Origin of the sequence: Xanthomonas citri pv. citri, assembly GCF_000961215.1 — a bacterium.
In the GTDB taxonomy this organism is placed as follows: domain Bacteria; phylum Pseudomonadota; class Gammaproteobacteria; order Xanthomonadales; family Xanthomonadaceae; genus Xanthomonas; species Xanthomonas cissicola.
In genome coordinates this window covers 520,867-532,967 of the sequence record NZ_CP008998.1, presented here as the reverse complement: position 1 = coordinate 532,967, position 12,101 = coordinate 520,867, and the positions used below count along the sequence as shown (strand labels likewise).

Annotated in this window: 8 protein-coding genes and 2 pseudogenes; 6 read left to right on the top strand and 4 right to left on the bottom strand. The window is 66.8% G+C overall.

Features of this window, described 5'->3' with window-relative positions; all coding sequences use genetic code 11:
• Window positions 1–120: 120 nt before the first annotated feature.
• From pdhA to AMD14_RS02785, 6 genes are all read left to right on the top strand, one after another.
• The gene (pdhA, locus tag AMD14_RS02805; protein ID WP_003486391.1) at window positions 121–1,209 is read left to right on the top strand and encodes a pyruvate dehydrogenase (acetyl-transferring) E1 component subunit alpha; all 1,089 of its coding nucleotides are present in this window, start codon (window positions 121–123) and stop codon (window positions 1,207–1,209) included.
• The gene (locus AMD14_RS02800) at window positions 1,202–2,272 is read left to right on the top strand and encodes an alpha-ketoacid dehydrogenase subunit beta (RefSeq protein ID WP_003486394.1); all 1,071 of its coding nucleotides are present in this window, start codon (window positions 1,202–1,204) and stop codon (window positions 2,270–2,272) included. Before pdhA ends, AMD14_RS02800 begins: the two co-directional genes overlap by 8 nt.
• 1 nt (window position 2,273) lies before the next feature.
• Window positions 2,274–2,657 carry an SH3 domain-containing protein gene (locus tag AMD14_RS02795; protein WP_003486396.1) on the top strand — a complete coding sequence of 128 codons (384 nt, stop codon included), beginning with the start codon at window positions 2,274–2,276 and terminating at the stop codon, window positions 2,655–2,657.
• On the top strand, window positions 2,654–4,171 hold the full coding sequence (locus tag AMD14_RS02790) for a dihydrolipoamide acetyltransferase family protein (RefSeq protein WP_011050323.1): 1,518 nt from the start codon (window positions 2,654–2,656) through the stop codon (window positions 4,169–4,171). Before AMD14_RS02795 ends, AMD14_RS02790 begins: the two co-directional genes overlap by 4 nt.
• 230 nt (window positions 4,172–4,401) lie before the next feature.
• On the top strand, window positions 4,402–4,578 hold the full coding sequence (locus AMD14_RS24955) for a hypothetical protein (RefSeq protein ID WP_162829059.1): 177 nt from the start codon (window positions 4,402–4,404) through the stop codon (window positions 4,576–4,578).
• 44 nt (window positions 4,579–4,622) lie between these two features.
• On the top strand, window positions 4,623–5,915 hold the full coding sequence (locus tag AMD14_RS02785) for a DEAD/DEAH box helicase (RefSeq protein ID WP_011050322.1): 1,293 nt from the start codon (window positions 4,623–4,625) through the stop codon (window positions 5,913–5,915).
• Window positions 5,916–6,352: 437 nt separating this feature from the next.
• On the opposite strand, the pseudogene AMD14_RS25170 reads toward AMD14_RS02785, so the two are convergent.
• The 4 genes and pseudogenes from AMD14_RS25170 to AMD14_RS02765 form a co-directional block, all read right to left on the bottom strand.
• Window positions 6,353–6,690: pseudogene (locus AMD14_RS25170) on the bottom strand (DUF6172 family protein).
• A 189-nt stretch (window positions 6,691–6,879) separates the two neighbouring features.
• A complete protein-coding gene (locus AMD14_RS02775; RefSeq protein WP_011050320.1) occupies window positions 6,880–7,686 on the bottom strand; it encodes an oxidoreductase in 807 nt (268 codons plus the stop codon).
• 117 nt (window positions 7,687–7,803) lie between these two features.
• Window positions 7,804–10,902, bottom strand: coding sequence for an efflux RND transporter permease subunit (locus AMD14_RS02770; RefSeq protein ID WP_011050319.1), 3,099 nt, complete (start codon window positions 10,900–10,902; stop codon window positions 7,804–7,806).
• Window positions 10,899–12,048 (bottom strand): annotated as a pseudogene (locus AMD14_RS02765) (efflux RND transporter periplasmic adaptor subunit). Before AMD14_RS02765 ends, AMD14_RS02770 begins: the two are co-directional and overlap by 4 nt.
• Between the last annotated feature and the right edge of the window lie 53 nt (window positions 12,049–12,101).

Below are 12,101 nucleotides of genomic sequence, written 5' to 3'. Positions count from 1 at the left end.
CCCTTTTTTTTGTGCAAGCCAGCATGATCGTCTGCTGCGGTGCAGGACAGCGTTTTGCTTCGCCGTCCTTAACATGGCAACTCATATCATTTGAAACTTCTTGATGAAGGTGTCGTCGCAATGAGCGTAGCCGCGCAGTTCCAGATCGACTATCTGCAATACATGGACGCGGACGGCCAATGGGTCCGCGACGACCTTCCGGCCGACGCCGCCAACCCGCAACACCTGCTCGCCCTGTTCAAGCGCATGTTGTTCGTGCGCACCTTCGACACCAAATCGGTGGCCTTGCAGCGCACCGGCAAGCTGGGCACCTACGCGGCCTGCATCGGCCACGAGGCCACGCATGTGGGGATCGGCGCTTCGATGCGCAGCGGCGATGTGTTCGCGCCCAGCTATCGCGAATACGGCACCATGTTCGAACGCGGCGTGCGCCCGCGCGATGTGCTGCTGTACTGGGGCGGCGACGAGCGCGGCAGCGACTATCCGCGCGATGCCGATGCGGCGATCGACTTCCCGATCTGCGTACCGATTTCCACCCAGTGCCTGCACGCCGCCGGCTCGGCGCTGTCGTTCAAGCTGCAGGGCAAGCAGCACGTTGCGGTGGCCTGCTGCGGCGACGGTGGCAGCTCCAAGACCGACTTCTATGCCGCGCTCAATTCGGCCGGCGCCTACAAGCTGCCGCTGATCCTGTGCGTGATCAACAACGGCTGGGCGATCTCGGTGCCGCGCTCGGCGCAGACCGGCGCGCAGACGCTTGCGCAGAAGGGCCTGGCTGGCGGCCTGCATTGCCTGCAGGTGGACGGCAACGACCTGGTTGCCGTGCTCGAAGCGATGCGTCAGGCACGCGTGCGCGCACTGGCCGGCGAGGGCGGCACGGTGATCGAGTTTTTGACCTATCGCCTGTCCGACCACACCACCGCCGACGATGCGCGGCGCTACCGCGGCGAAGAAGAGGTCAAGCAGGGCTGGGCGCGCGAACCGCTGCTGCGCCTGCGCCGCTATCTCACTGCGCAAGGCCTGTGGGACGAAGCGCAGGAAGACGCCTGGAAGGCCGACTGCAGCGCACGCGTGGACGAAGAGGTCAACGCCTATCTCAACACGCCGGTGCAGCCGGTCGAAGCGATGTTCGATTATCTCTACGGCGACCCGCCGGCCGAGTTGCTGGCACAGCGCGCCGAAGTGATGGCGCTGGAGTCGCGCCATGGATGAGCTCAAGCATGTGCCCGCGGACGCCTCGCAGCACGCCAGTGCCCCTTACAACGCTGCGGCAACGCGCGGAGAGATCGCCATGAGTTCGCCCATCACCCTGATCGAAGCCATCACCCAGGCCTTGGCCTGGGAACTGGAACACGACCCTGCGGTACTGGTGCTGGGCGAAGATGTCGGCGTCAACGGCGGGGTGTTTCGTGCCACCGCCGGCCTGCAGCAACGCTTCGGCAGCGACCGCGTGCTGGATACGCCACTGGACGAGACCACCATCGCCGGGCTGAGCGTCGGGCTGGCCGCGCAAGGCATGAAGCCGGTCGCCGAAGCGCAGTTCGACGGCTTCGTGTATCCGATGGTCGACCATCTGATCTGCCACGCCGCCCGCCTGCGCAACCGCACCCGCGGCCGCCTGCATTGCCCGATGGTGCTGCGCGTGCCGTGGGGTGGCGGCATCCGTGCGCCGGAACATCACAGCGAAGCCAACGAAGCCATCTTCACCAACGTGCCGGGCCTGCGCGTGGTGCTGCCGTCCTCGCCGCAACGCGCCTACGGCCTGTTGCTGGCGGCGATCCGCGACCCGGATCCGGTCATCTACATGGAGCCCAAGCGCATCTATCGCCAGTACAAGGAAGTGGTGGCCAACGATGGCGAAGCGCTGCCGCTGGATGTGTGCTTCGTACTGCGCGACGGCACCGATGTCACCCTGGTGACCTGGGGCGCGCAGGTGAAAGAAGCGCTGGAAGCGGCCGACAAACTCGCTGGCGAAGGCATCAGCGCCGAAGTCATCGACGTGGCCACGTTGCGCCCGCTGGACTTCGACACCATCGCCGAATCGGTCGCAAAGACCGGCCGCTGCGTGATCGTGCAGGAAGCTCCGCGCACCGCCGGTTTCGGCGCGGAAATCGCCGCGCGCCTGGCCGAGCAGTCGATGTACGACCTGGTGGCGCCGGTCGAACGCGTCACCGGTTACGACACGCATATCCCGCTGTTCCGGCTGGAAATGAAGTTCCTGCCGAGCGTGGAGCGCATCGTCAGCGCGGCACGTCGCGCGGTGGCTGCCGGCTGATATGCGCGCCCGTCTGCTTTGCGACCATCGCGCCGCCTACGCCAACCCGGTCCGCTTCCAGGCAGGCCAGCAGGTCGGCTTAGGGGTGCGCGACGAAGAATGGCCGGCGTTCGCCTGGGTCACGACCGATAGCGGCCGCGCCGGTTGGGCACCGCTGGCGTGGTTGCGCCCGTTGGGGGACGGCCGCGCCGAAGCCCTGCGCGACTACGACGCACGCGAACTCGATGCCCAGACAGGCGAGGACGTGTTGCTGCATCACGAACACGGTGGCTGGTGGTGGTCCGAGCGTGCCGACGGCACGCAGGGCTGGCTGCCGGCCGCCGACCTTGAACTCCTCGACGACACCACGCCGCAGCTGCCTGCCGCGCAAGAGAATCTGCCATGAGCGACAACAAGAATTTCCACCTGCCCGACCTGGGCGAAGGCCTGCCCGACGCCACCATCGTCGAATGGTTCGTCAAGGAGGGCGACACCGTGCGCCTGGACGACCCGCTGGTGTCGATGGAAACCGCCAAGGCGGTGGTCGAAGTGCCCTCGCCGTTTTCCGGCACCGTGGTCAAGCTCGCCGGCGCTGCCGGGGATGTGATCGTGACCGGCTCGGTGCTGGCGCAGTTCGCGCTGGATGCCTCGCAGCCGCAGCGTGCCGACGGGCAGGACACCGGTCATTCGCATGGCCCGGCGCCGACCCACTCCCCCACGCCCAGCACCGGCGACAGTGCGGCCGGCCCCACTGCGCGCGTGGTCGCCTCCGACAACGGCGGCGAGATTGCCGATGCCGATGCTGGTGATGAGGGCAGCGGCGATCGCGACGATGCCGGCACCGTGGTCGGTGCGATGCAGAGCTCCAACGCAGTGCAGAGCGAGCAGGCCATCGCCGTCGGCGGCGTGCGCGCCATGCCGGTGGTGCGCGCGCTGGCGCGCAAGTTGCGCGTGGAGCTGGCACAGGTGCGCGCCACCGGGCCGGACGGCACGGTCACGCTGGCAGACGTAAAGCAGGCAGCGGCCGCCGGCACCGCGCAGCCCTCACCCGGCGTGCAGGGCGCGCCGAGCTCTCCCGCCAACGGGAAACGCGGTCTGATCGGTGACGGTGGGAGAGCCGCAGGGATCGCTGCCGACGGCAGGGATCGACCCGCAACAGCGGCCCTTCTTCCGTCTGCGGGAGAAGGTGCCCGCAGGGCGGATGTGGGCGGCGCCGCTGCCCGCTCGCCGCTCTCGGCCAGCGGCAAGCCGATGCGCACCCAGTCGCCCGGCATCAGCGCCAAAGGCCAACCCGAACAGCTCAAGGGCGTGCGTCGCAACATGGCACGCGTGATGGCCGATGCACACACCAAGGTGGTGCCGACCACGCTCAACGACGATGCCGATCTGCACGCCTGGCAGCCCGGCAACGATGTCACCGTGCGTCTGGTGCGTGGCATCGTGCGCGCCTGCCAGGCGGTGCCCGCACTCAATGCCTGGTTCGACGGCGACGCCCTCAGCCGCACCCTGCACCACCAGGTCGACATCGGCATTGCCGTGGATACCGAGGAAGGCTTGTTCGTGCCGGCCTTGCGCAATGCCGACATGCTGGACGCGCATGGCATCCGCGAAGGCGTCAACCGGCTGCGCCAGCAGGTGGAAAGCCGCAGCATCGCCGCCTCCGAACTGAGCGGCTACACCATCTCATTGTCCAACTTCGGCATGTTCGCCGGCCGCTACGCCACCCCGGTGGTGGTGCCGCCCTGCGTGGCGATCGTGGCCGCCGGCCGCGCGCGCTACCAGCTCACCCCGGTGATGGGCGGGGTGGAAACCCACAAGGTGATGCCGCTGTCGCTGACCTTCGATCACCGCGCCGCCACCGGCGGTGAAGCAGCGCGCTTCCTGCGCGCCTTGCTGGACGATCTGGCGTTGGCCAACTAGGCGCGCCTCACGAACGACTGCGCTCACCGCCAGGTGGGCGCAGCCGGCCTTGTATTTCCATCGCCACACGAACACGTTGGCGGGTGCGGTGCCCTCGCCGATGATATGGCCGTGGGGCGGCATGGATGCCGTCAACGAGCCCCGATGGACGGATTCACGGCATGTCCCGCGAGCGGTGAGCGCAGCGCCCCTTCGACCAGCCCAGCGTAGGTGCGCAAGGGCCTGTCGAGATGGTCGGTACTTGGTTACGGGCAGTACACGACGCCCTGGCGTCCAATGACGCACTGATTCGCTCTTTTCGATTTACCGGCCCATCGATCATTGTCGCCGCGCTTCCCGACATGGCGGCGGGTGCCACCGTGCCGCCGCGGATGATCAACGCAATGCTGGGCAGCAAGCTCGCGTGACGTACCACAGACCATTGCAGCACGAATGCCTGGATAATCGGTGCATGTCATTTTCCGATCTCTCGCTGTCGCCGCAGCTGCAGCCGTTCTTCGATACCGCGCTGGCCAAGGCCGGTCTGCGCACACCCACGCCCATCCAGCAGCAGGCGATCCCGCCGATGCTGGATGGGCGCGATCTGATTGCGATGGCGCAAACCGGCTCGGGCAAGACCCTGGCCTATGCCCTGCCGCTGCTGCAGCAGCGCTGCCTGGCGCCCGACACCGCCCCGCGCGTGCTCGGCGCGCTGGTGCTGGTGCCCACGCGCGAACTCGCCGCGCAGGTGGAGGACGCGCTGCGCCAGCTGGCCGCGCATCTGCCGCGTCGCCTGAAGAGCGTGGTCGCCACCGGCGGTAGTTCGATCAATCCGCAGCTATTGGCGCTACGCGGTGGCGCCGACCTCGTGGTGGCCACGCCCGGCCGGTTGCTGGATCTAGTCGAGCACAACGCGCTGCGCCTGAACGGGGTGACCACGCTGGTGCTGGACGAAGCCGACCGCCTGCTCGAGCTGGGCTTCGGTGCCGAACTCGATCGCATCCTGGCCTTGCTGCCAGCGCAGCGGCAGACCGTGCTGTTTTCAGCCACCTTTCCGCCCGCCATCGCGTCGCTGGCCAAGCGTCGCCTGCGCGACCCGTTGCGCGTCACCATCGACGCCACGCCCGAACAGGCACCGGCGATCGCGCAATGCGCGATTGCGGTAGATGCCGGCCAGCGCACGCAGCTGCTGCGTCATCTGCTGCAGGAACACGCCTGGCCGCAGCTGCTGGTGTTCGTCGCCAGCCGCCACAGCGCAGACAAGGTGGCCGAAAAACTGAGCAAGACCGGCATCGCCGCCTTGCCGCTGCACGGCGAATTGAGCCAGGGCCGCCGCGAACGCACGCTGCGCGCCTTCAAACAAGCGGACGTGCAGGTGCTGGTCGCCACCGACCTGGCCGGGCGCGGCATCGATATCGACGCCTTGCCGGCGGTGCTCAACTACGATCTGCCCCGCTCCACTGTCGACTACACCCATCGTATCGGCCGCACCGCACGCGCCGGTGCCAGCGGCGTGGCGATCAGCTTCGTCACGGCAGACAGCGCCCAGCAGTGGCGGCTGATCGAAAAACGCCAGGGTCTGCGCGTGCCGACCAGCGTGATCGAAGGCTTCGAGCCGACCCCGGTCGAGGCGCCCGCCTCCGATAATGCGCCCGGCACAGCGATGCGTGCACCGAATGACAACGGCGGCATCAAGGGCAAGCGGCCGAGCAAGAAAGACAAACTGCGCGCCGCGGCGCAGGCGCAGACTGGCAAGCCGGGCTGAGAGTGGCGAACGCACCGTAGCGAGCAGTCGTAGCACCGGCGCGTGATGACTGTGCACGCACCGCGGCTGCAGCGCGAGCTTGACCAACAACGGCAGGCCTTGGCAGCCGAACGCGCACAGCATGCGCAAGCCGCAACCCCGCAGCAAACGCTCTGGCGCAACAGTAGTCGGTTCACCACGGCCCGCCCGAACCGCTGCGTCCGAGCGGTAAGTGCCCGCTATCAAACACCAGCGGGTTTGGCCGGCGGCAGAGTCATCGTCCGTCCACCGCTCAGCGACGCTCGCCATCGTCAAGGCACCGCAGCCCTCGTGCGACCCGTGCCAGTTGCCATCGGCAAGGCACGACGCCTCGCTCGTCCAATGCGATGCGGTCAACACTGCGCCAGGCACTTCTCGTCCCGCAGCGGTGCGCCGCCAACGGGACGACGGCGAGAGCCTCAGTCCTGCTCGAAATCCAGTTCGCCATCACCGTAGACGTGATCGCTCTCTGCGCGCGGCACGCGCTTGCCCGGCTTGCGCAGGATTTCGACGAAGAACTGGTCGCCACCTTCGCTGGTGAGCGCATTGATCGAGCGGATCAGCTCGGCCGGCGGCAGCGCCACCGCACTGGCCTCATCCACACCGAAGCGCATGTCGAAGTCCCAGTAATCCGCGCCTTCCGGCAGCTCCTTGCGGCGCTCGCGGCGGATGTACTTGCGGATATCGTGCTTGTGCTGGATTCCAGCAGACGATCGCGGTTCTTGCCTTCGAGGTTGAGCTGGTAGGTCTTGCGCATGGCGACATCGGTGATGGGGACTGGCCGCCTATTGTGAGGCCAAGGCGGCATCCTCGGTGAATCCAGCATCACGTGGCGCTGCAGAACAGCCAAATGGCGGCATGCGCGCCTGCACTGACGCAATCACGCTGTACAGCCCAATCCCTGCGATCCCGGCCACATCGGTGCCCTGCCCCATCCCGCCGCATCTCACCGCAGCCCGAGCTGCTTGCGCAGGCTGCCGTCCACCGCGCTGGCGGGCAGGAACCGGCGCAGCTTGCTCAGCAGCGATGCCTGCCCGGCGGGTGTGCGGCGCATGCGCCACCTGCCCAGCGCTGCCTCCACCACCGTGGCAGCCACGCCATGCGGTTCCGGCGCGGTGTCGATGCTGTGGGTGACTGTCCGCGCCACCACGCCGCGCTCGCGGTCGTAATCGGCAATGGTGGCCTGCGCCGCCGGCGAATTGCTGCCCAGGCTGGTTTTCGTATACGCAGGCTCCACCAGCGTCACGCGAATGCCGAATTGACGCAGCTCATGATCCAGCGTTTCCGACAACCCTTCCACCGCATGTTTGGAGGCCGCATACACGCCCATGTACGGCGCCGGCAGGAACCCCAGCACCGAGCTGACATTGACGATGCGGCCCTGGCCGCGTGCACGCATGTGCGGCAGCACGGCCTGCACGGTGCGCAGGATGCCAAGTACGTTGATGTCGAATAATGCGGCCGCTTCGTCGACGCTGGTTTCTTCGATGGCACCGACAAGATTGGCGCCTGCGTTGTTGACCAGCACATCGATGCGGCCGGCGCGGGCGATGATGCCATCGACCGCACGCTGCACCGATGCGGCATCGCGGATATCCATTTCCACCAGCTCCACAGCCGTCAACGGTGTCGCACCGGCCAGGTGACGCACGCTGCCGTAAACGATGCAGCCGGTTCGGGCGAAATGTTCTGCGGCGGCACGGCCAATGCCGGACGACACGCCAGTGATCAGCACAACGGTCTGCTGTTGCATTGCGATTCCTTCAATCGAAGAGAGAGATGTCGGTGACACGCGCGTACCGAAAGCGGTAAAGACGGAACAAGTCACAGTCCCCGGCGACGACAGCCTGGCCGCCGTCGCCGAGTTGCCTTAGGCGTGCTGTGCAACTGCCGGCGCGCTGCGGCCCTTGTCGGGATCGGGCCGGATCTTGAACCAGATCGAATACATCGCCGGCAGGAACACCAGGGTCAACACAGTGCCGGCCAACGTGCCGCCGATCAGCGTGTAGGCCAAGGTGCCCCAGAACACCGAATGGGTGAGTGGAATGAATGCCAGGATCGCCGCCAGTGCCGTCAAGATCACCGGACGCGCACGCTGCACGGTGGCTTCCACCAACGCATGGAACGGATCCAGCCCCTCGGCTTGGTTGTGATGGATCTGCCCGATCAGGATCAGCGTGTTGCGCATCAGGATGCCCGACAGCGCAATCAAGCCCACCAGCGCGTTGATGCCGAACGGCTGCTGGAACAGGAGCAAGGTCGGCACCACGCCGATCAGGCCGAGCGGGCTGGTGAGAAACACCATCACCATCGCCGAGATCGAACGCAGCTGCAGGATGATGATGAGCAACGTGGCCGCCAGCATGATCGGGAACAGCGGCAGCATCGCAGTGGTGGCCTTGCCGGATTCCTCGATGGCACCTGCTTGCGTAATTTGATAACCGCTGGGCAGTGTGGCGATAAGCGGCTGCAGCTGTTTGCTGATCGCAGCCGATACGTCCGGCGGCTGCAGTTGGTCGTCGACATCGCCGCCCACCGTGATGGTCGGCACGCGGTCGCGGCGCCGCATGATCGGCTCTTCCATGCGGATATCCACCTTGCCCACCTGCGCCAATGGCACGCGTTGGCCATTACCGCCAGCCAGCGTGAAATCGGCGATGCGTGCCGGATCCAGCCGGGTAGTGCCGGCCGATCGCGCCACCACCTGCACGCTGCGGATGTCCTCGCGCACCTGCGTGATCGGCACGCCACTTAGCAGGAATTGCAGCTGCTGGGCGACCGCGGTGGAACTCAGCCCCACCGCCTGCAGGCGGTCCTGGTCCAGGCTGAAATACAGCGTTGGCGTGCGCACGCCCCAATCGGTGTCGACGGTGCGCAGCATCGGACTGCCGCGCATGACCTGTTCCACCTTGCCGGCGATGCCACGCACGACCTGCGGATCGGGGCCGCTGACGCGGTAGGCCACCGGAAAGCGCGAGTACGGACCGAAGGTGAGTTGGGTCACGCGTACACGCGCTTCGGAAGCCAGGCCTTCGGCGACGGCCTGACGCAGCCGCAACTTCAAGATGTCGCGTTGGTGCTGGTCGTCGGTACGCACCACGATCTTGGCGAACGACGGGTCCGGCAATTCCGGCCCCATCGCCAGGAAGAAGCGCGGCGCACCCTGCCCGATGTAGGCGGTGACGATCCTGGCTTCGTCCCGCTTGGCCAGCCACGCTTCCACCTTGGCCGTGGCCGCGCTGGTCTGGTTGATCGAGGTGCCGTACGGCAGTTGCACTTCGACCAGCACTTCGGGGCGGTCGGAGATCGGGAAGAACTGCTTCTTGACGATGCCCATGCCACCCATTGCGAGCGTGAACAAGCCGACGACCGCGCCTGCCACCAGCCACTTGCGTGCGATGACGTGCCCCAGCACGTTGCGGAAGCGGTTGTAGTGCGGGGTGTCGTACATCGCGGCGTGGCCGCCTGCGATCTTCTTCATCTCCGGCAGCATCTTCACGCCCAAGTACGGCGTGAACACGACCGCCACCACCCAGGACATGATCAACGCAATGCCCACGATCCAGAACATGTTGCTGGTGTATTCGCCGGCAGTGGAAGCGGCGAACCCGTTCGGCATGAAGCCCACCGCAGTGACCAGGGTGCCGGACAACATCGGTGCGGCGGTGTGGCTCCACGCATACGCCGAGGCGGCAACGCGGCTATAGCCTTCTTCCATCTTCACCACCATCATCTCGATGGCGATGATGGCGTCGTCCACCAACAGGCCCAGCGCCAGGATCAGCGAGCCCAGCGTGATGCGGTCGAAATTCTTTCCCGTCGCCAGCATCACCACGAACACCGCGGCCAGCGTCAGCGGCACCGCGGCCGCCACCACGATGCCCACGCGCCAGCCCATGCTGACGAAGCACACCAGCATCACCACCAGCAATGCGACGAAGAACTTGGTCATGAACTCGCCGACCGACGCATCGATGTTGACCGCCTGGTCGGTGACCTTGCTCAGACGCATGCCCAGCGGCAGTTCGGCATTGATCGCCCCCACTTCGGCGTCGAGCGATTTGCCCAGGTCCAGGCCATTCCAGCCATCGCGCATGATGATGCCCAGCAACAACGCCGGTTCGCCGCCGCTGCGGATCAGGAAGGTGGACGGATCTTCGTAGCCGCGTTTGACCGTGGCGGTATCGGACAATTTCAGCGTGCGGCCCTGTACCACCAGCGGGGTGTCGCGGATCTTCTGCAGGCTGTCGAGCGCGCCATCCAGGCGTATGAAGATCTGCGGGCCGCGCGTTTCCACCGAGCCGGCCGCATTCACCGCATTTTGCGCGTTGAGCGCGGCGAACACGTCCTGCGCACTGACGCCCAACGTGGCCAGACGCGCATGTGAAAACTCCACGAAGATGCGCTCGGGCTGTTCGCCGATGATGTTGACCTTCTTGACGCCTGGCACATGCAACATGCGCTGCCGCAGCATTTCTGCATCGCGCGCAAGCAAGCGTTGCGGCTCGCCCTTGGCTTTCAGTGCGAACAACGCAAAGGTCACGTCGGCATATTCGTCGTTGACCATCGGCCCGATCACGCCTGCCGGCAGGTTGGCCACTTCATCGCCCACCTTCTTGCGCGCCTGATAGAACTGCTCCTGCACCTGGCTGGGGGGCGTGCTGTCCAGCAAGGTCAAGGTGGTGAACGCAAGACCGGGGCGCGTGTAGGTTTCGCTGCGGTCGTACCAGCGCAATTCCTGCAGGCGCTTTTCGAGTTTCTCGGCGACCTGGTCCTGCATTTCCTGCGGCGTGGCGCCCGGCCAGGCAGTGACGATCGTCATCACCTTGACGGTGAAGGCCGGGTCTTCGGCGCGGCCAAGTTTGAGAAACGCAACCAGGCCGGCCAGCGAGATCAGCACGATCAGAAACAGCGTCACGGCGCGCTCGCGTACGGCGAGCGCAGAGAGATTGAAGCGGCCCTCGCTCACGGCTGCGCTCCTGCCGCCTTGGCGGTGCCGCCAGCACTGGCGGCGCTGCTAACGGCCGCGTTTTCGCCGGCAATGCGCACCTGCTCGCCTTCGCGCAACAGATGCGCCCCCCAACGCCACGATGCGCTCGCCGCGGGCCAGCTTGCCGGCCACGTTGGCGTGGTCATCGTCCAGGCCCAGCACCGCCACCGGCCGCCAGCTCACCTTGGCCGGGTTGCCGGCAATCACCCACACGCCCGGCCCCTTGCCCGCATCGAACAAGGCAGCCAACGGCACCTGCAGGCCGGGCTGGGCGTTGATGGCGGTGTCATCGGCAATGCGCAGGCTCACTGTGGTGCCGAGCGGTGCTTGCGCAAGCGCGCCATCAAGCACGTAGCGGGCCTCGAAGGTGCGGGTGAGCCGGTCGGCACTCTCGGACAACTGACGCAAGGTGGCCGACACGCTGACCGCGGCATTGCCGAACAAGCTGGCCTGCGCCACCGAGCCGACCCGCGGGCGCAGCGTTTCCGGCAGCTGGATGATCGCCTCGCGGCGGCCGGCGTGCGCCAGCCGCACCACCGGCTGCCCGGCCGCCACCACCTGGCCCGGCTCGACCAACGTTTCCATCACCACGCCATCGGCATCGGCCAGCAGGTCGGTGTAGCGATTGGCGTTGCGTGCGACATCGGCCTGGGCCTGGGCGGCGCTCAGCTGCGCCTTGGCAGCGTCGGCGGCGGCCTTGATCTGATCGTAGGCAGACGCCGAAATGGCGCCGGTGCCGCGCAGGTCGCGGTAACGGGCCTCATCGTCGGCGGTCTGCTGGGCGCGGGCACGCGCGGCGGCCACCGCATCCTGCTGCGCGCGCGCGGCCAGTTGCAGGTCGATCGGGTCGATGCGCAGCAGCCGCTGGCCGCGCCTGACGCGCTGGCCGGCGTCGACCACCCGCTCGGACACCTTGCCGGCCACCCGGAACCCCAGGTCGCTCTGCACACGCGCCGCCACCGTGCCGGAGAAGGTGCGCACCACAGCATTGGCATCGCCAACCGTGGCAACCCGCACCAGCGGTGCAGCGGTCCGTGGATCGGTCTGCGCCTTGCCACCGCAGGCACTCAGCCCCAGCGGCAGGACACACAAGAGGGTAGAGGCGACAAGGCGGCGGCGACGCATGGCAATCCCGGAGCGATCTGATGAAGGCTCGCATCCTGGGACTTGTGACTAAA

Bases quoted from the DNA above. Each gene is read 5' to 3' on its own strand.
- pdhA (WP_003486391.1), top strand. From the start codon at position 121: ATGAGCGTAGCCGCGCAGTTCCAGATCGACTATCTGCAATACATGGAC.
- AMD14_RS02800 (WP_003486394.1), top strand. From the start codon at position 1,202: ATGGATGAGCTCAAGCATGTGCCCGCGGACGCCTCGCAGCACGCCAGT.
- AMD14_RS02795 (WP_003486396.1), top strand. From the start codon at position 2,274: ATGCGCGCCCGTCTGCTTTGCGACCATCGCGCCGCCTACGCCAACCCG.
- AMD14_RS02790 (WP_011050323.1), top strand. From the start codon at position 2,654: ATGAGCGACAACAAGAATTTCCACCTGCCCGACCTGGGCGAAGGCCTG.
- AMD14_RS24955 (WP_162829059.1), top strand. From the start codon at position 4,402: ATGGTCGGTACTTGGTTACGGGCAGTACACGACGCCCTGGCGTCCAAT.
- AMD14_RS02785 (WP_011050322.1), top strand. From the start codon at position 4,623: ATGTCATTTTCCGATCTCTCGCTGTCGCCGCAGCTGCAGCCGTTCTTC.
- AMD14_RS02775 (WP_011050320.1), bottom strand. From the start codon at position 7,686: ATGCAACAGCAGACCGTTGTGCTGATCACTGGCGTGTCGTCCGGCATT.